The sequence below is a fragment of the Natronomonas marina genome, assembly GCF_024298905.1.
Classification (GTDB): domain Archaea; phylum Halobacteriota; class Halobacteria; order Halobacteriales; family Haloarculaceae; genus Natronomonas; species Natronomonas marina.
Genome location: NZ_CP101154.1, coordinates 3,050,652 through 3,068,203, shown reverse-complemented (window position 1 = coordinate 3,068,203; position 17,552 = coordinate 3,050,652). Strand labels below are relative to the sequence as shown.

At 69.3% G+C, this 17,552-nt stretch carries 14 protein-coding genes and 1 pseudogene; 5 read left to right on the top strand and 10 right to left on the bottom strand.

The window, feature by feature from the left end; translation table 11 throughout:
- From NLF94_RS16115 to NLF94_RS16105, 3 genes and pseudogenes are all read right to left on the bottom strand, one after another.
- A complete protein-coding gene (locus NLF94_RS16115) occupies positions 1–1,107 on the bottom strand; it encodes an IS630 family transposase (RefSeq protein WP_254837548.1) in 1,107 nt (368 codons plus the stop codon).
- A gap of 37 nt (positions 1,108–1,144) precedes the next feature.
- Positions 1,145–1,507 (bottom strand): annotated as a pseudogene (locus tag NLF94_RS16110) (transposase); the annotation flags it as partial.
- Between the two features lie 174 nt (positions 1,508–1,681).
- Entirely contained in the window at positions 1,682–2,014 is a 333-nt protein-coding gene (locus NLF94_RS16105; protein ID WP_254838655.1) for an AbrB/MazE/SpoVT family DNA-binding domain-containing protein, read from the bottom strand.
- A 192-nt stretch (positions 2,015–2,206) separates the two neighbouring features.
- On the opposite strand from NLF94_RS16105, the gene NLF94_RS16100 reads away from it, so the two are divergent.
- Positions 2,207–2,758 (top strand): MaoC family dehydratase, encoded by a 552-nt coding sequence (locus tag NLF94_RS16100; RefSeq protein ID WP_254841439.1) that lies wholly within the window; start codon positions 2,207–2,209, stop codon positions 2,756–2,758.
- Here NLF94_RS16100 and NLF94_RS16095 read toward each other — a convergent pair.
- The 3 genes from NLF94_RS16095 to NLF94_RS16085 form a co-directional block, all read right to left on the bottom strand.
- Complete coding sequence (locus NLF94_RS16095; RefSeq protein ID WP_254838654.1) at positions 2,755–3,615, bottom strand: alpha/beta fold hydrolase; 861 nt, start codon at positions 3,613–3,615, stop codon at positions 2,755–2,757. The genes NLF94_RS16100 and NLF94_RS16095 overlap by 4 nt on opposite strands.
- Before the next feature lie 69 nt (positions 3,616–3,684).
- A complete protein-coding gene (cgi121, locus tag NLF94_RS16090) occupies positions 3,685–4,197 on the bottom strand; it encodes a KEOPS complex subunit Cgi121 (RefSeq protein WP_254838653.1) in 513 nt (170 codons plus the stop codon).
- A complete protein-coding gene (locus NLF94_RS16085; RefSeq protein WP_254838652.1) occupies positions 4,197–6,449 on the bottom strand; it encodes an ATP-dependent DNA helicase in 2,253 nt (750 codons plus the stop codon). Before NLF94_RS16085 ends, cgi121 begins: the two co-directional genes overlap by 1 nt.
- Before the next feature lie 150 nt (positions 6,450–6,599).
- Between NLF94_RS16085 and NLF94_RS16080 the strand changes: the two genes are divergently transcribed.
- The gene (locus NLF94_RS16080) at positions 6,600–8,903 is read left to right on the top strand and encodes a hybrid sensor histidine kinase/response regulator (protein ID WP_254838651.1); all 2,304 of its coding nucleotides are present in this window, start codon (positions 6,600–6,602) and stop codon (positions 8,901–8,903) included.
- A 28-nt stretch (positions 8,904–8,931) separates the two neighbouring features.
- Here the strand turns inward: NLF94_RS16080 and NLF94_RS16075 are convergent, their stop codons facing one another.
- From NLF94_RS16075 to NLF94_RS16065, 3 genes are all read right to left on the bottom strand, one after another.
- Positions 8,932–9,663, bottom strand: a complete 732-nt coding sequence (locus NLF94_RS16075) for a DUF547 domain-containing protein (RefSeq protein WP_254838650.1) — start codon at positions 9,661–9,663, stop codon at positions 8,932–8,934.
- Positions 9,664–9,838: 175 nt separating this feature from the next.
- Positions 9,839–10,213, bottom strand: a complete 375-nt coding sequence (locus NLF94_RS16070; RefSeq protein ID WP_254838649.1) for a hypothetical protein — start codon at positions 10,211–10,213, stop codon at positions 9,839–9,841.
- On the bottom strand, positions 10,210–12,603 hold the full coding sequence (locus tag NLF94_RS16065; protein WP_254838648.1) for a penicillin acylase family protein: 2,394 nt from the start codon (positions 12,601–12,603) through the stop codon (positions 10,210–10,212). The genes NLF94_RS16070 and NLF94_RS16065 overlap by 4 nt, the downstream gene beginning before the upstream one ends.
- A 161-nt stretch (positions 12,604–12,764) precedes the next feature.
- On the opposite strand from NLF94_RS16065, the gene NLF94_RS16060 reads away from it, so the two are divergent.
- Positions 12,765–13,007 carry a ferredoxin gene (locus NLF94_RS16060; RefSeq protein ID WP_254838647.1) on the top strand — a complete coding sequence of 81 codons (243 nt, stop codon included), beginning with the start codon at positions 12,765–12,767 and terminating at the stop codon, positions 13,005–13,007.
- 172 nt (positions 13,008–13,179) lie between these two features.
- Here the strand turns inward: NLF94_RS16060 and mdh are convergent, their stop codons facing one another.
- Entirely contained in the window at positions 13,180–14,094 is a 915-nt protein-coding gene (mdh, locus tag NLF94_RS16055; protein WP_254838646.1) for a malate dehydrogenase, read from the bottom strand.
- Between the two features lie 196 nt (positions 14,095–14,290).
- Here mdh and NLF94_RS16050 point away from each other — a divergent pair, with 196 nt between their 5' ends.
- On the top strand, positions 14,291–15,604 hold the full coding sequence (locus NLF94_RS16050; protein WP_254838645.1) for an MFS transporter: 1,314 nt from the start codon (positions 14,291–14,293) through the stop codon (positions 15,602–15,604).
- Between the two features lie 26 nt (positions 15,605–15,630).
- Complete coding sequence (locus NLF94_RS16045) at positions 15,631–17,514, top strand: excinuclease ABC subunit C (RefSeq protein ID WP_254838644.1); 1,884 nt, start codon at positions 15,631–15,633, stop codon at positions 17,512–17,514.
- Positions 17,515–17,552: the final 38 nt, after the last annotated feature.

The following is a 17,552-nucleotide window of genomic DNA, read 5'->3' as shown; positions in this document are numbered from 1 at the left end:
TTAGCGGATCTTATTGAGGAATCCACTGAGGTGATTGTCAATCCACGATGCAGCGAAGCTCAGTTGCTCGGTCAGTTCTTCGAACAGATCGTCAAGGAGTGTTCGGTACTCGTCTTCATCTTCGACAATCAGCGGTGATGACTCCCACTTGAGACTTTTCCAGACTGGCTCGATTGGATTGAGATGCGGCGATCCAACCGGAAGGAATACGAGATCAATTCCTAGTTCGTGGGCACGCTTGCGAGTGTACTTGCAAATGTGAGATGAGAAGTTATCTAAAACGAGCAGAATCCGGGTACGCGGATTCTGCTCGCGGATCGTCTCGAAGCACTCACAGATCTGTTCTTTCTCCTGGTTCGGCGGAAACGACAGTACACTCTCACCGTTGAGTGCATAGAACCCGGCCGCTGGTGTGTCGATTTTCACCAGCGGCCGGGTGATGTGTGGGTCATCAACTGTGTACATCCGCTGAGAATTGTCCCACGGCTGTGGATGTGACAGGTCGAAAAACCCGATGACTGTGCCACCATCTGTTCGAATATCCTCGTCACGGTCCCAGTCTTCGTCGTCTTGATCTTTCTCTCGTTTGTTGTGAGGCTGATCGTCGGCATCCTCGTCGAACGCGTACTCGACGCGTTCGTCGAGAATCCCTTCGGCGTCGTCTGGTCGATCAGGACGTTTCGTCCGTGGAATAGCGTACGAGAGGCCGAGGTTGTCCAGAAACGTCGGTAGATAGTGTGGATGATACTCGATATTGAATTCCTCGTTGAGGAGATGCTGAATCTCCTGTTTTTTCCAGGGCTGGCCCTCACGGAGTCGCTCGATCAGTCGCTGCTGTTCGGCCTCGCCGAGCTTCGGGGGCCTGCCGCCCCCGAAGTTCGGCGTGAGTTTGCCCAGTCCTCCTTCATTCCAGCGTTCGACCCAGTTGTCAGCTGTCCCCTCTGATCGCCCAACGTCATCAGCGGCTTCAGCGAGCGTCGCTCCCTTGTATAGCCGTTTGATGAACACGAGCCGTTCGTGTTGCTTCACGTCGTCAGTTTCCGTGAGCAGTCTATCCAGGTCTTCCTCGCTCAGGTGGCGTACAACTTCTTTCTCACGGCCAGTCATTACATCGAAAAGACGGTTTTCCTCAATAACTTCCCCGAATGACTATCGGGGTGTACCACCATTGGGAGACACACGGGAAGCCAACGACGACCGTGCCGTTCTCGGTCGTTTCAAGTTCCCAATTCTGGTTGTTGACGGCGAACGGTTGACTCTCTCGGTAGCGAACCTCTCCGTCCTTGTTGTGGTCGGATTTCGCCTCTCGGATGGCTTGGTTCTGGATAGCCGAGTAGAGGTTGTTGTCGATGCTGGCCGTGGTCACGGACTTGTCAAAGTCGCCGTTCTCCCATCCATCGATGCAGAACTGCTTGGTATCACGGTAGAGGCGAGTGGCGTGTTGCCACTCTTTCCGCCGTGAGAGGGATGGGTTGTGGAACTTCGCGGTGACAGTCACCGTGACCATTACAACTGTAAATGTATGCGCTGTTTTAAGAATTTGTTGGAATATCAGGCCGTGCTATCGTCGGTGGGTTGTGTCATCGGCTGTCGGATTCATCCCCGCCCTGAACGACGGGGCTTTCTCCTCGCACTTCCGTAACTGACGGACCGCTGGCGGTACCACCCCCGGCGGTCAGGATCAGTCCTCGTCGCGGTTCCGCTTGACCGGCACGACGACGGTCTGGACGATGTCGCCCTCCTGGATGTCCAGCGCCTCCCGCTCGGCGTCGGGAATCGAGATTCGTCCGCCGCTCTGGATGCGGGTCTTGAACGTCGCCATCTGTGTCATGGCGCCCATCTGATCGGAGAGGTCGCCGAGATCGGGGGTCCCGCCGCCGGCGCCGGCGCCGAGCAGCAACTGCTGGAGCGCCTCCTGCTGTTGGCGAGTCGCCGTCTCCGAGACGTCTTGGATGTTCTTCAGGAGGTTCGGGGGCCACATGAGCCCGTCCCTGTCGTCGTCCTCGTCGGTCATCGTTGTCCGCTGTCGGGGCTCCAAACAGATAAGCATTCCTATAGGAACCACATGAAGACGTAGAGTACCATCTGTTGACACTCACTCCCCGTAACAACAGCACCCTTTAGTAGAGGTGGCCTGTAGTTCGGGCACATGAGTCACGGTTCGCCCTCGTCGGTGTTCGAGATGTGGTCGGAGACGTCGGCCCGGATGTTCGACAGCGCGATGCGGGCCAACCGGGCGGCAATCGAGGCGTTCAGCCCGCCGGCCGACGGATCAGACGAGGCGACCCCACCCGCCGCCGACGCCGAGGACCGTATCGATCCCGGCGAGGACCTCGCCGAGTGGACCTCCGAGGTCCACGTCGACGGGGAGCCGACCGTCGGCGACACCGTCCGGTTCAGCAAGACCCTCTCGGAGGACGATGTCGACCGCTTCGCCGCCGCCTCCGGCGACACGAACCCCCTCCACCTCGACGAGGAGTGGGCCGAGGAGACCCGCTTCGAGGGCCGAATCGTCCACGGGACCCTGGTTGCCGGTCTCATCAGCGCCGCCCTGGCGCGGTTCCCCGGCAACGTCGTCTACCTCTCGCAGGACCTCGAGTTCCGCGCGCCGGTCCGCATCGGCGACCGGGTCACCGCCGAGGTCACCATCGTCGAGGCGCTCGGCGACGACCGCTACCGGCTCCGGACGGTCGTCGACGGCGGCGACACCCGCATCATCGACGGCGAAGCGGTCGTCCTCATCGACTCGTCCGCCTAGAGGAACGACCGGACCCGCCGGTTGAACCGCTCGGGGGTCTCCCTGGAGGGCCAGTGCCCACAGCCCTCGAAGGCCGCGAGCGTTCCGCCCGTTCTGGCTGCCGCCCGCTCGGACCACGACGCCGGCAACAGCGGGTCCGCCGTCCCGTGGACGAAGAGCGCCGGCGCCGACAGCTCCGAGAGCCGGTCCAGATAGCAGGTCCGCAGCCCGTCGTAGCGGAACTCGCTTCGCTGCCAGCTCGCCATCGCCCGCCCGACGGAGGCGTCCTGAATCGCCTCGTAGACGTCCTCGACGTGCTCGTCGCTCGGACCGCCGCCGCCGGTCAGCGCCTGCAGGTGAGCCCGGACCGAGGCGCGGGTCGCGCCCACGGTCCGCCACAGGCCGCTCGCGGCGCCCGGCACCCGCAGGAAGGTACTCGCCGCCGGGCGCCAGGGGGCGTCCCGCCCGAGCCCGTAGCCGTCCGCCAGCACCAGCCGCTCGACGTCGTGCTCGATGGCGTAGCCCAGGGCGACGCCGCCGCCCATCGACGCCCCGACGAGCGGCGCCCCCTCGATGTCCAGCGACGCGAGAAACGACTCCAGCACCTCGAGGAAGAACTCGTGGGTGTACCGGACGCTCGGCCGGTCGCTGTCGCCGTGGCCCGGGAAGTCCGGCGCGTAGACGCGGTACTCCTCGGCCAGCGCCGGCAGCGTGTGCCGCCACGACACTTCCGCCGCGTCGAGGCCGATGCCGTGCAACAGCACGACCGGCGCCCCTTCGCCGGCGACCCGGTAGTGAACGTCCGTCTCGACTCGCCCCCGGCGACCGTCCGTCACCTCGACGCTGACGACCCCCGAATCGGTGCTCCCCTGCTGCATACGGCCGGTAACGGGCCGGGCCTGAAACGGTTGTCTACTCCGGCGATTCGTCGGGGCGACGGCGGCCGCTCATCGGTCGACGACCAGGAGTGCGACCCGCTCGAGGACGAGCGCCTCCAGTCCGCGGTCGGTCGCATCGAGTTCCGACGCGCCGACCTCGAAGAACTCCCTGACAGTCGCCTCGTCGTACTCGCCGAGCGTCTCCGCAGGTTCCAGCGTCCCGCGGACGGCCTCGGCGGCGGCCGCCTCGTCGCCGCTATCGACGAGGACGACGACCGGCGTCTCGCCCTCGTCGACACCCATCTCCAGCGCACGATTTATCTGGCGGCGGCCGGCCGCGTACAGCAGGATTTCGACGCTCCGCTCACGGGCGATACCCTCGCCGCGTCCTCGCTCCCGGTCGGCCAACTCGACGGCCCGCTCGAGGTGGCGCTCGGAGACGACGTAGCGGGCGTCGAACGCCTGGACGGTCGCCCCGTGCTCGTCGGCGACCGCATCGAGGCGGTCGACGAACGCCTCGACGTCGGGGAACGGCTCGCCGCTCTCGTCGCCGATCTCGACGATACCCTCGACGAGGCGCATCAGAAGTCACCCAGGTTGGCCTGTCCCCGGCCGTCCTCGGCCGCCGACTCGTCTTCCTCGGGGGCGGCCGAGGCGTCCGGCACGACGCCGTCCATCTCCGGGTGCTGGTGGCCCGCCGCCTCGAGGACGTTCTCGGCGGTCTTCTCGCGTCCCCGGAGCGCGCCGAGGACGACCGACTTGTCGGCCTCCCGGAGGTCCGCCCGGGTCTCGATGCCGGCCTCGAAGAGCCGCCGGGCCCGCTTGCGGCCGACGCCCCGGACGCCCGCCAGGTCGATGAGTTCCTCGCCGACGCCGTGCTGGACGCGCTTGCGGGCCTCGCGGATAGCCGGGACGCTGGCGAGGTCGAGTTCGCCCGCCAGCGACTCGGCGGCCCCGAGCAGCCACTCGGCGGTGTCGACCTTTCCGCGGATGTCGCCCGGGCCGACGCCGTACTCCTCGGCGATCTCGTCCTCGTCGACCTCGCTGGCCCAGTCCTCCAGCATACGGGCGGTCTTCAGCGCCGACAGCCAGTCCTCGAAGCGCTCCTCCTCGAACTCGCTGGGCAGGTCGCCGCAGAACTCCGATTCCCGCTCGTAGGCCACCATCGTGTACTCCTCGTCGTCGCCCGACCGGAGGTACAGTTCGTACATGTCCGGCGTCCGGGAGACGAGGTGGTACAGCCCCAGCGCGGTCGGCTCGGCGGTCGCCTCCAGGCCGTCGATTATCTCGGCGGCGCTCATCGGGTCGAGGTAGAGCCGCGAGACGGTGTGCCCCAGGTTCGTCGCCTCCAGGCGCTCGTCGCCGCCGCCCTCGACGAACCCGTTGGCCTCGAGGTACTCGAGCGTCGTGTCGACGACCCGCTCTAAGTTGTCCGTCCCGCCGCCATCGCGGTACTGGGTGGCGTACAGCGTCTGGTCGAGGAACTCCAGCAGCGCCGCCCGCGAGTCGGCGAACCCCGAAGCGACCGTCGCCAGCAGGTGCGTCCGCATCGACGGCTCGCGGGCCAGTTTCGACTCGACCGGCTCGGGGTCGGCCCACACGTACCGGTCGAGCAACTCGTCGAGTTCGTCGTGGCTGTTGGCCAGCAGCAGCGCCTCGCCGTAGGGATCCCGTCCCGGCCGGCCGGCCCGGCCCATCATCTGGTGGACCTCCAGCACCGACAGCGGTTGCATCCCGCCGGCCTCCCCGGAGTAGCGCCGCCAGTCCCGGACGACGACCCGCCGCGAGGGGGTGTTGACGCCGGCGGCCAGCGTCGGCGTCGCCGCAATCACCTTGATGAGCCGCTCGCGGAAGGCGTCCTCGACGATGGAGCGGTGCTCGGAGGCACAGCCGGCGTGGTGGAAGGCGGCGCCCGCCTCGACGCAGTCGGCGAGGTCCTCGCTCGTCTCGGTGTCGGAGACGCCGCGCAGTTCCTCGGCCAGTTCCGCGAGCCGCTGGCGCTCCTCACGGTCCAGCCGGCCCTTCGTCGTGTTCGCCAGCCGCTTTGCGGCGCTCTCGGCGTTCCGCCGGGAGTTGACGAACACGAGCGTCGAGCCGTCGTCGGCGAGCGTGTCCCGGACGATGGCGGCGGTCGGTTTCTCGCCCGACTCGACGCGGAGCTCCTGCTGGGAGCCGTCGCCGTAGTGGACCGCCTGCCCGTAGTGGACGCCCTTCCGGAGTTCGATGGGTCGCCACGTCGAGTCGACCAACTCGGCGTCGAGCCACTCGGCGACGTCGGCGGCGTTGCCGACCGTCGCCGACAGCGCGACCACCTGCAGCGCGGGGTTGATGCGGCGGAGTTTCGCAAGCGTTACCTCGAGCGTCGGTCCCCGGCCGGGGTCGTCGACGAGGTGGACCTCGTCGGCGACGACGCAGTCGAGGTCGTCGACCCACGGCGCGCCGTTCCGAACGAGGGAGTCGACCTTCTCGCTGGTTGCGACGATGACGTCTTTGTCGGCCAGCCACTCGCCGGTGTCCTCGTAGTCGCCGGTGGCGACGCCGACGGAGACGCCGTGCTCCTCGAAGATCGAGAACTCCTCGCGCTTCTCGCTGGCCAGCGCCCGCAGTGGGACGATGTACAGCGCCTTGCCGCCCCGCTCGACCGCCGACAGCATCGCTAGCTGGGCGACGAGCGTCTTGCCGCTGGCGGTCGGCACGGAGGCGACGAGGCTCTCGCCGTCGGTCACGCCGGATTCGACGGCCTCGGCCTGCGGCGGGTACAGCGACTCGATGCCCTCCGCCCGGAGGTGGTCGGCGAACCACGGGGGAACGCCCGACACGTCGGCGACGTCCATTGCTGTCGGGTAATGCGTCGTCGGGTTTAAATCATCGCTCCTCGGTTCGGGCGTCGGCTCCCGTCCGTTCGGATTCGGTTCTCGCGTCCGCGGATTCGACTTTCGTTCTCGCTTTCAGGTTTATACCGCGGCGGGCCGAACGCCCGGGTCATGAGTGGTTGGGACGGCTCCATCGACGTCCTCCACGTCGACGACGACCCCGGTCTCACCGAGGTGGCGGCCAGGTTCCTCGAGCGGGAGGATTCGCGGCTCGACGTCGAGACCACCACGGGGGCGCGGGAGGCGCTCGATCGTCTCGCCGATCGGGAGTTCGATTGCGTCGTCTCCGACTACGACATGCCGCGGATGGACGGACTTGAACTCTTCGAGAGCGTCCGCGAGACCCATCCCGACCTCCCCTTCATCCTCTTCACCGGGAAGGGAAGCGAGGCGGTCGCGGGCGAGGCGGTGTCGGTCGGCGTCACCGACTACCTCCAGAAGGGCGCCGGCACCGAACAGTACGGTCTGCTGGCCAACCGCATCACGAACGCGGTGAGCCAGTTCCGCGCAGAGCGGCGGCTCGAGGCGGAGCACCGCCGATTCCACGTCCTGTTCGAGCGGCTCACCCAGCCGACCGTCGAGGTGGAACTCGACGGCGAAACCCCGGTCGTCCGGCGGGTCAACCCCGCCTTCGAGGAGGTGTTCGGCTACTCGGCCGACGAGATCGTCGGCGAGTCGCTGGACGAGTACATCGTCCCCGACGACCGCGAGGAGGAGGCCCGACGAATCAACAGGCGAGTCCGGGATGGCGGCCGGATATTCTCGAAGGAGGTGACGCGGGTGACCGCCGACGGCGAGCGGGAGTTCCTCCTGCAGAACGCCGTCTACCGGGAGGGGTCCGCGGGGTTCGCCATCTACACCGACGTCACCGGCCGGGCGGCCAGAAAGCGGGAACTCGAACGGAAGAACACCCGGCTCGCGGCGCTGTTCGAGAACTTCCCCGAGCCGACGGTCGCCTACCGCTACGAGGACGACGAGCCACACGTCGTCGACGTCAACGAGGCGTTCGTCGAGACGTTCGGCTACGACGAGGAGCGGGCCGTCGGCGAGCCGATAGACGATCTCCTCGTCCCGCCGGACCGTCACGAGACGGCCGAACGCATCGACGAGCGGGTGCGGGCCGGCGAGACCGTCGACGAGCACCTCCGTCGCCGGACCGCCGACGGGGTCCGGGAGTTCCGCTTCCGCAACGTCCGGCTGGTCGACGACGAGACCATCGACGGCTACGCCATCTACGCCGACGTCACCGAACGAGCGGAGGAACTGACGACGCTCCGACAGCTCCAGCACCGCGCCCAGGGAGTCATCCGGGCGAACGACCGGACACGCGTCGCCGAAATCGCGGTCGACGTAGCCAAAGGGACGCTGGACCTGCCCTTCGCCGGCGTCCACTTCGTCGACGACGAGGGGGCGGTGCTCGAACCGGTCGCGGTCACCGACGAGGGCCGTGACCGTGCGGGGGAGGCGCCCGCCTACGAGCGGACCGACCCCGACCGGACCATCGACCGGGTCAACTGGGGTGTCTTCGAATCGGGCGACCCGGCCGTGGTGGACGACCTCCGGGAGTACGAGGCGGTCGACGAGACCGAAACGCCGACCCGGAGCGGGGTGATTCTCCCCCTCGACGACCACGGCATCCTGTTTGCGGCGTCCCCGGAACCGAACGCGCTGACCGAGTCCGACAGGCATCTCGCGGACATTCTTGCGACGATACTCACGGCGGTGCTGGACCGCGCCGAGCGCGAACGGGCGCTCCACGAGCAGAAACGGCTCCTCGAGGACCGGACCGACCGCCTCGACGAACTCGTGAGCGTCATCAGCCACGACCTCCGGAGCCCGCTGAACGTCGCCAAGGGTCGTCTCGACCTCGCGCGGAACGACTGCGAGAGCGCACACCTCGAGGACGCCGCCGGCGCGGTCGAGCGGAGTCGGGCCATCGTCGAGGACCTGCTTGCGCTCGCCCGCGAGGGCGACCGCGCCACCGAGACGGGGGCGGTGAGCCTGGCGCCGCTCGTCGAGGACTGCTGGCAGAACGTCCCGACCGGTCGGGCGACGCTCTCGGTCGAGACCGACCGGACCGTCGAGGCCGACCGGAGCCGGCTCCGGCAACTGCTCGAAAACCTCGTCGGGAACAGCGTGGAGCACGGCTCGGCGGGCGAGGACGGGGGCGTGACCGTCACGGTCGGCGCCGTCGAGGACGGGTTCTTCGTCGCCGACGACGGTCCCGGCATCCCACCCGACGACCGGGCGGACGTCTTCGAGAGCGGCTACTCCACCGGCGAGGACGGGACCGGCCTGGGCCTGAGCATCGTCGAACAGGTCGCCCGCGAGCACGGCTGGGAGGTCGCCCTGACGGAGAGCGACGACGGCGGCGTCCACTTCGAGTTCACCGGCGTCGAGTTCGTCGACGACTGAGGGACCCGTCGCCGGACGGCCGAGCCCGCTACGCGAACTTCCCCTTCGCCCGCTCCCAGCTCCACGAATCGTACCGAAGGGTCGGGTCGGCGTCGCCCGGCACCGCCCCGTACTCCCGGAGGAACGCCCGGATGCCGCTCGCCCCGCCGAAGTCGCCCCGGTACCACAGGAAGAGTCGGGGGACGCGCGCGACGCCGGCCTCGGGGTCGTACTCGACGCCGGCGTCGAGGTACGTCTCCGTCGCCAGATCCAGTTGGTCGTCGACCCGCGCGGGTTCGTAGGCACGAATCGCCGGACAGCTCTCGGCCCCGCAGTTCAGCGCGAAATGGATGCGCGGGTCGCAGTCGATCCGGTAGCGACGCTCGAAGGGCCACGGGACCCGCGGCAGGTAGCCGAGACCGTACTTCGAGCGGCCGCCCCGGAGGATGCCCTGCTCGATAGCGTCCAGTCCCAGTCCCCGGCCGGCGACGGTGACGGCGTCGGCCCGGAAGAACCGCAGGCCACGGAGCGGGCTCTCGTACAGGCCCGGTCGGCGCTCCAGGAGGAGTTGCGTCCCGGCGTTGTAGAGGTTCGTCCAGAAGGCGAGCGCCGTCCGCCGGTCGGTCCGGACCGGCGCCAGGTCGTCGTGATCGTAGCCGGCCAGCGCCGCGAGGTGTGGGTCGGGGTCGTCGCCGGTTCTGGTTGCGACGAGCAGGTCGGCCGCGACCGTCGTCGGCGACGCCTCCGCGGCGTCGCGTTCGTCGACGGCGGAATCTGCCATGTGGGTCGGTCGGCCGAGAGCCGCAAAAGGCTGCCGCGGGCTGGCGCGGCCCGTGCCCGACGGCTCATAGTGATTACTGCGAGTCCTTACCACCGCGATGGTCCGCTTCCGTGACGATGGACGCTAAGTCGGCGTCTTTCGACACTGTTGCTGAAACTATTCGGAGTAACCACTATCAGACGACGCCGCGGAGCAGCGACCCCCAGGCGGGTGCGAGGAGGCCCGCCCCGATGGTGACGTAGACGGGCGGGCGCAACGCGAGGAACTCCCCGACCCCGGTCGGGTGCGTGAGGACGGTGACGGCGACGGCGAGGGCGCCGACGACGAGGCCCCATGCCACCGCGCGCGGCAGCGACCGACTGACGAGTCCAACCAGCGCGCCGGCGACGAACAGCCCCAGCCAGTGGACCCAGGCGACGGCGAGGCCGACGACGGCGGCGACGACCAGCGCGACGGCGCGCTTCCGCGGGTCGGTCCGGACCGCCGTCAGTGCCGCTGGCGTCCACGAGGGGTCGCTCGCGGTCCCCGCTTCGCCGTCCGGGCGGGTCATTCCTCGCCCTCCCGGAACTCGACCGTTCGGCCGTCGTCGGGCGTCTCGAAGGCCATCGACTTGTACTCGCCGTCGGCCCACATCCGGAGCTGGTCGTCGTAGTGCTCCGAGAAGTACGACCCGCTCTGGCCGCCGGGGACGACCGACAGCGACGGCCCGTCCATCGGCGAGATCTGTCGCCAGCTACTGCCCGCCCCCGCGCCGTCGTGGACGTTGAACACGGTGAATGCGGTGCCGTCGGTCGGGTATCGCGGGTAATTCAGCGCGGACACCTGGCCGCCGAAGGGGTGGTCGATCTCGGTCCGGTGGCGGTCGCCGTAGACCTCCCAGCCCTCGGAATCTATCTCCTCGACGGCGGCGGCGGCCGCCTCCGCGATGACGCCGGCGCGGTCGCCGTCGAAGAACGGGTCGTCGGCCGGCAGGGTCACGAGCGTCCACTCCTGGGGCCACCAGCCGTCGTCGAGACCGAGGTCCTCGAAGTCGTCGCCCCACGTCGCCTCCCGGAACTGCTCGTAGAAGCGGTCGAAGAAGAGCGCGGCCGCCGAGTCGCGTTCCATCCGGTAGTCCCAGTCGGCCAGCGCGTCCAGCCACGGGTCGGCGCCGTCGTCCACGCGGTCGCGGGCGTCCAGTATCGCCGGCACCAGTCGCCGCGCGCGGTCGTCGAGGGTGTCGTTCTGGAGCGACCGCATGAACTCGGTGTCGACGGGGTCGCCGCTCTCGATGCGGCGGTCCAGTCGCTCGTAGATGCGCAGTCCCCGGAAGCCGGAGGCGTACTCCTGGCCGATGGGGTAGGTCGGGTCGTCGACGACCCGCTGGTTGGCCGTCCCGACGTAGTCGGGGTCGCGGACGCCGGGCTTGTCCTCGAAGGGGACGAAGCCGCCGGCGTCCCAGTCGCTCTGCCCGAACGGCTCGAAGCCGCTCCACTCGGCTTCGCCGGCCGACCCGTCGAAGACGCGGTCGCCGTCGACGACTTCGCCGTCGACCCGGCGGATCGGGATGCGGCCCGTCACCTGGTAGTACACCTCCTCGTCGTCGACGTACAGCGCGTTCTGGGTCGGGACCTCCATCTTCCGGAGCGCCTCGCGGTACTCGTCGACGTTCGTCGTCTTCGAGAACTCGTAGATGGCCGCCGACTCGCGGGTGCTTGACATGCCGGTCCAGGCGACGCCGACGTGGTGGGTCTCGCCGTCTATCTCGCGGTCGAGGAAGGCGCCGTGGACGGTCTTTTTGACCTCGACCTCGCGGTCCTCGCCGCCGGCGACCTCGATGGTCCGCGTCTCGGCGTCGAACTCGCGCCACTCGCCGCGGTAGCGGTACTGATCGCCGTCGGTCTCGTAGGTGTAGTGGTCGACGACGTCGGCGCCGACGTTGGTGAATCCCCAGGCGCCGTGGTCGTTCTCGCCGACGATGACGAACGGGATGCCGGGGAACGTCGCGCCGCGAACGTCGACGTCGGCGTCCGCGACGGTGATCCGCTGTTCGTACCACACCGGCGGCGCCATCAGCGACAGGTGGGGGTCGTACGCCAGGATGGGCGACCCGCTCTCGGTGTGTTCGCCGCCGACGGCCCAGTGGTTCGACCCCCACCGCGGCGGCGGTTCGTGGGCCGACAGCCACTCGGCCGTCGCGGGGTCGACGCGCCGGCGCGACCGACTCGCCGCCCGGTCGCCGGTCCCGCTGACCGTTCCCGCCGTCCCCTCCCGGAGTATCGGTGCGCCGTGCTCGAAGGGTCGTCCGTAGAGCCGGCGGTAGTCGTCGGCACTCAACCGCTCTCTGAGCACCTCGCGCCGCAGCGCCCGGAAGCTACCCGTCAGCCCCCAGGAGATCTGCGTCCCGACGAGCAGGCTGTCGAGGGGTTCCCACTCGCGGGAGTCGTAGCCGGCCAGCGCGAACTCCAGCGGGTCGGGACCCGCATCCATGTAGGCGTTGACGCCGTCGGTGAACGCCTCGGTGAGCGCCTCCGTCCGGGTGCCCGAAAGGGCCTCCATCGAGGCCTCGGCGGCCCCCCGGAAGTCCATCTTGGCGTGAAAGCGGTCCGACTCGACGGCACGCTCGCCGACCGCCGCCGCGAGCCGACCGTCCATCAGCCGCCGGACGAGGTCCATCTCGAAGAGCCGGTCGGCCGCCTGGACGTAGCCGACGGCGAAGTACGCCGCCGGTTCGGTGTCGGCCTCGACGTGCGGGACGCCGTACTCGTCGTAGGTGACCGTCGCCTCGCCGTGGGGACTGGCGACGGTTCCGGGGACCTCGCCGCGGGTGTCGCGCCAGGCGCGGCCGCTCGGCGGTGCGAACGAATCGAGCAGGTCGCCGGCGGACGAGAGGGCGGTGCCGCCGGCGCCGGCCCCGACGATGGCACCGAGGAGGGCCCGGCGGGTTACGTCGCGGTTCATGGCTCTCACTCACCCGGCGCGGTGAAAAACGGTTGGGGTATCACGGGTGGGTACCCCCGGCGTCTGCGGGTCGTCCGTCCCTCGACGGGTGGACGGCCCCGTCGTCGTCCCCGACCCTGGCGGGCGCCACGCCTTTGGCCGTCTCGGTCCAACGGGGGGGTATGAAGGTCAGATTCGACCGCGACACCTGCATCGGGATGTTCCAGTGTACCGCCGAGTGGGACGCCTTCGAGAAGGACACCGACGCCGGCAAGGCCGACCTCGACGGAAGCGAGGAGGTCGAACCGGACGTCTTCGAGCGGGAGGTCCCCGAGGGCGCGGAACTCGACGCGAAGTTCGCCGCCCGCTCGTGCCCCGTCGACGCCATCGAAATCTACGACGAGGACGGCGAGCAACTCGTCTGACCGTTCCCGCGCCTGACACAATCCTTAACAACTGGGATGGAGATTATTTCGGGTAGAGCACAGCCATGACCGGCAGCACCCGTAGCCGCGATCCGGAGCGCCTCTGCGAGTGGGCGTCGCTCACCGGCGACCGGCTGCCCGAGGAGTACCCCTGCGCCCCCGAATCCGAGGACTAGGCGATCTCGTCGTACTGGTCGGAGAGCTTCTCGGCGGCGTCGTCCATCAGCTCGGTCTCGTAGTCGTCCAGTTCCCACTCGACGACCTCCTCGATGCCGTCGGAACCGAGCCTGACGGGCACGCCGAAGGCGGTGTCCTCGTAGCCGTACTCGCCGTCGAGCACCAGCGACCCGGGCAGCACCTCGCCGGTGTCCCGGAGGACGGCCTCGACCATGTGGGCGACGCCGGTGGCCGGGCCCCACTGGGTGGCGCCCTTCCGCTCGATGACGTCCATCGCGGACTGCTGGAGGTCCTCGAGGATCTCTTCGCGCTCGTCGGCGGAGAACTCGGGGTCGGTGCCGTCGACGCGCACCTTCGAGAAGACGGGGACCTGGGCGTCGCCGTGCTCGCCGAGGATGGTCGCCTCGACGTTCCGGACGGGCGCGTCGAACCGCTCGGAGAGGACGTACCGGAACCGCGCCGAGTCGAGTCGGCCGCCGAAGCCGATGACCTTCTGCCGGTCGCGGTCGCCGGATTCGTAGAGGTGCCGGTTCAGCAGGTCGACCGGGTTCGAGGTGGTGATGGAGACGTAGTCGTCGTTGTACTCGTCGAGCGACGAGCCGATGTCCTCCATGATGGGCGCGTTGTCGCCCGCCAGGTCGATGCGGGTCTGTCCCGGCTGACGGGGGATGCCGGCGGTGATGACGACGACGTCGGAGCCGGCGGTATCCTCGTACTCGCCCTGCCGGACGGTGGTGTTGGAGTCGTAGGCGATGCCGTGGTTGGTGTCGGCCGCCTGGCCGACGGTCGTCTCCCGCTGGTCGGGGATGTCGACGAAGACCAGTTCGTCCGCGATGTCCCTGAGTGCGATGTTGTACCCCGCGGCGGCGCCGACGGTGCCGGCCGCGCCGATGACGCTAACCTTTGTCATAATCGTTCGGAGTGGGTCACGGGAACCGATTAACTCTTGTCTTTCGCGCCGAGGAGCGAACGGCCGTATGCCCGCAGTCGTCGCGGTCGCTGCGTTCGTCGTGGCGGCCGACGGCGCCTCACGGACGCCGCTCGTCGACCGCGGTCGACCGACGGCATCCGACACGCCTTAGGGTCGACCCCTGCGAGTACGGACAGTGGTCGACCGACGCCTCCGGCGCCTCTGGACCGTCCCGGAACGACGGCGCTGGCTCGCCTTCGCCGCACTCGCGGCGGCGTACGCGCTCGTGTCGGTCTACCGGCTCTCGACGGCCGTCCTGGCCGACGAACTGACCCGCGCCTTCTCGGTGACGGGGACACAGCTCGGGACCCTGCACGCCGCCTTCTTCTACGTCTACGCGGCGATGCAGCTTCCGGCGGGCGTCTTCGCCGACCGGCTCGGCGCTCGCCGGACCGTCGCCGTCGGGACGGTCGTGATGTCCGCCGGCGGGCTGGCATTCGCGGCCGCCGACTCCTATCTCGCCGCCTTCGCCGGCCGCGCGATCGTGGGACTCGGCGGAAGCGTCCTCTTCATCGCGATCCTCCGGTTCTGTGCCAACTGGTATCGGCCGGGGGAGTTCGGCCGCATGAGCGGACTCACCGTCGCGGTCGCGGGCCTCGGCGGTGTGGTGGCGACGACGCCGCTCGCCGTCGCCGTCGACGCGATCGGGTGGCGACGGACGATAACGGCGCTGTCGGCGGTCGGCGTCGTCCTCGCCGCGACCGCCTTCGTCCTCGCCCGCGACTCGCCCACCGACGCCGGACTCGCCCCCGTCGGCGGCGTCGAGACACCCGGGGCGCCTTCGCTGGCCGACGTGCTCCGGAACGCCAGGGACGTCCTCGCCGAACCCGAGACGTGGCTCGGTGGCGTGGTGCTCTTCGCCGGCACCGGCGTCAACATCACCGTCTTCGGCCTGTGGGGCATCCCGTATCTGGTCCAGATGTACGACGTCTCGGCGACCGTCGCCTCGACGTTCACCCTGCTTGGGAGCGCGGGGATTTTGGTCGGGCCGCCGGCCGTCGGGACCGTCTCCGACCGCCTCGGCTCCCGGACCGGGCTCGTCGTCGCCGGGATGTCGCTGTACACCGCCGCCTTCGCCGTCCTCGCCGTCGCCGGTCGGCCCCCGCTGTTCGTCGTCGGTGGTGTCTTCTTCGCGGGGGGTGCGCTGTCGGGGTCGTACGTGCTCACCTACGCCGTCGTCAAGGAGCGGCACGCGACGGCCGCCTCGGGTGTCTCGACCGGCACGGTCAACACCATGGCGTTCGGCGGTGCCGCGGTCCTGCCGACCCTGATGGGGCTCGCGCTCGACGCCTACTGGACGGGAGAGACCATCGGCGGGGCACGCGTCTACACCGAGTTCGGCTACCGGGTCGCCTTCGGACTGGCCGCGCTGACCGGTCTCGTCGCGGTCCTCGCCGCCGTCGGCCTCCACCGTCGAGCGACCCGGGGCGGTCCCGACGCGTCACCCTGATACCGCTCGACGCCAACGTACCGACGATGGACGCCGAGGCGGTCCGCGAGCGCGCTGGCGAACTCCCGCGAGAGCCCGGCGTCTACCTCTTCGAGGGCGGCGACACGGTGCTGTACGTCGGGAAGGCGGTCGACCTGTGCGACCGGGTGCGCTCGTATGCCACCCCCCGGAGCGAGCGGGTCCGCCGGATGGTCGAGGCGGCCGACGGAATCGACTTCGCCGTCACCGACACCGAGACGCAGGCCCTGTTGCTGGAGGCCAACCTCATCAAGCGCCACCGGCCGCGGTACAACGTCCGGCTGAAGGACGACAAGTCCTACCCGCTGGTGCAGTTGACCGACCACGAGTTCCCCCGCATCGAGGTGACCCGCGACCCCGACGACGGGGCGATGGCCTTCGGTCCCTACACCGAGAAGGGCCGCGTCGAGACAGTCGTGAAGGCGCTCCGCTCGGTCTACGGCGTCCGGGGCTGTTCGGACCACAAGTACTCGGGGCGCGACCGGCCCTGCCTGGACCACGAGATGGGGCTGTGTACGGCGCCCTGTACCGACGAGATAGACGCCGCGAGTTACGGCGAGGACGTCGAGTCCGTCGTCCGGTTCCTGGAGGGCGAGACGGGTGCCCTGGCGGAACCGCTCCGCCGGGAGATGGAGGCGGCGGCCGAATCGCAGGCCTTCGAGCGGGCGGCGGCCCTCCGGGACCGGCTGGACGCCGTCGAGTCGTTCCACGAGGGCGGCGGCGAGGCCGTCGCCGACCGGACCGAGGCGACCGTCGACGTCCTCGGGGTCGCCACGGAGGGGGGGTCGGCGACCGTCGCCCGACTCCACAGCGAGGACGGCAAACTGGTCGACCGCGAGCGGCACCGGGTCGAGCGCGAGGCCGACCAGCGGGAGGCCTCGGAAGTGGCGAGCGGGGAGCGCCAGCGACCCGCGAGCGGCGAGGACGAGCGACGCGAGTCCTCGAAGAGTGCGAGCGGTGACGGAGGAGCCGCGAGCGGCGAGGCCGACCAGCGGGAGGCCTCGGAAGTGGCGAGCGGGGAGACGGATGTCCCGGCCGTACTCGCGGCGTTCGTCCCGCAGTTCTACGCCGACCGGCCGCTGCCGGACGCGCTGTTGCTCCCGGAACCTCACGGCGACGAGGAACTGGCCCGCTGGCTGGAGAGCGAGGGCGTCGACGTCCGCGTCCCCGGCGCGGGTCGGGAGGCCAAACTCGTCGAGTTGGCGCTGAAGAACGCCCGCAGACGTGGGGGTCAGGCCGACGGCGCGGCGGCGCTGGCCCGGCGACTCGGTCTCGACCGGCCCGAGCGAATCGAGGGGTTCGACGTCAGCCACGCCGGGGGGAAAGCGGTCGTCGGCAGCGACGTCGCCTTCGTCGACGGCGCCCCCGAAAAGCGCGACTATCGGCGCAAGAAACTGACCGAACGGAACGACGACTACGCCAACATGCGCGAACTGGTCGCCTGGCGCGCCCGGCGGTCGGTGGAGGGCCGCGACGACCGGCCGGTCCCGGACCTGCTGTGCATCGACGGCGGCGAGGGGCAACTCGGGGCGGCCCGGGACGCGCTGGCCGAAACGGGGTGGGACGTCCCGGTCGTCGCGCTGGCGAAAGACGAGGAACTCGTCGTCACCGCCGACGGCGTCCACGACTGGGACGACGACGACCCGGCGCTGCACCTGCTGCAGCGGGTCCGCGACGAGGCTCACCGCTTCGCCGTCCAGTACCACGGGACGGTCCGCGACGAAGTGTCGACGCCGCTCGACGAGGTGCCGGGCGTCGGTCCCGAACTCCGAAAGCGGCTCCTCCGGCGGTTCGGCAGCGTCGACGGCGTCCGGGCGGCCACCCGCGAGGAACTGGTCGACGTCGAGGGCGTCGGCGACGACACCGCGGCGGCCATCGACCGGGCGCTGTAGTATCCCCGCTATCCCGGGGTCGCGTCCGTCTCGGTCGC

What these genes read in the sequence shown, in the direction of transcription:
- NLF94_RS16100 (WP_254841439.1), top strand. Translation starts at nt 2,207, where the DNA reads ATGTTCGACAGCGCGATGCGGGCCAACCGGGCGGCAATCGAGGCGTTC.
- NLF94_RS16065 (WP_254838648.1), bottom strand. Translation starts at nt 12,603, where the DNA reads ATGAACCGCGACGTAACCCGCCGGGCCCTCCTCGGTGCCATCGTCGGG.
- NLF94_RS16085 (WP_254838652.1), bottom strand. Translation starts at nt 6,449, where the DNA reads ATGGACGTCGCCGACGTGTCGGGCGTTCCCCCGTGGTTCGCCGACCAC.
- NLF94_RS16095 (WP_254838654.1), bottom strand. Translation starts at nt 3,615, where the DNA reads ATGCAGCAGGGGAGCACCGATTCGGGGGTCGTCAGCGTCGAGGTGACG.
- NLF94_RS16060 (WP_254838647.1), top strand. Translation starts at nt 12,765, where the DNA reads ATGAAGGTCAGATTCGACCGCGACACCTGCATCGGGATGTTCCAGTGT.
- NLF94_RS16080 (WP_254838651.1), top strand. Translation starts at nt 6,600, where the DNA reads ATGAGTGGTTGGGACGGCTCCATCGACGTCCTCCACGTCGACGACGAC.
- mdh (WP_254838646.1), bottom strand. Translation starts at nt 14,094, where the DNA reads ATGACAAAGGTTAGCGTCATCGGCGCGGCCGGCACCGTCGGCGCCGCC.
- NLF94_RS16115 (WP_254837548.1), bottom strand. Translation starts at nt 1,107, where the DNA reads ATGACTGGCCGTGAGAAAGAAGTTGTACGCCACCTGAGCGAGGAAGAC.
- NLF94_RS16105 (WP_254838655.1), bottom strand. Translation starts at nt 2,014, where the DNA reads ATGACCGACGAGGACGACGACAGGGACGGGCTCATGTGGCCCCCGAAC.
- NLF94_RS16075 (WP_254838650.1), bottom strand. Translation starts at nt 9,663, where the DNA reads ATGGCAGATTCCGCCGTCGACGAACGCGACGCCGCGGAGGCGTCGCCG.
- NLF94_RS16045 (WP_254838644.1), top strand. Translation starts at nt 15,631, where the DNA reads ATGGACGCCGAGGCGGTCCGCGAGCGCGCTGGCGAACTCCCGCGAGAG.
- NLF94_RS16070 (WP_254838649.1), bottom strand. Translation starts at nt 10,213, where the DNA reads ATGACCCGCCCGGACGGCGAAGCGGGGACCGCGAGCGACCCCTCGTGG.
- cgi121 (WP_254838653.1), bottom strand. Translation starts at nt 4,197, where the DNA reads ATGCGCCTCGTCGAGGGTATCGTCGAGATCGGCGACGAGAGCGGCGAG.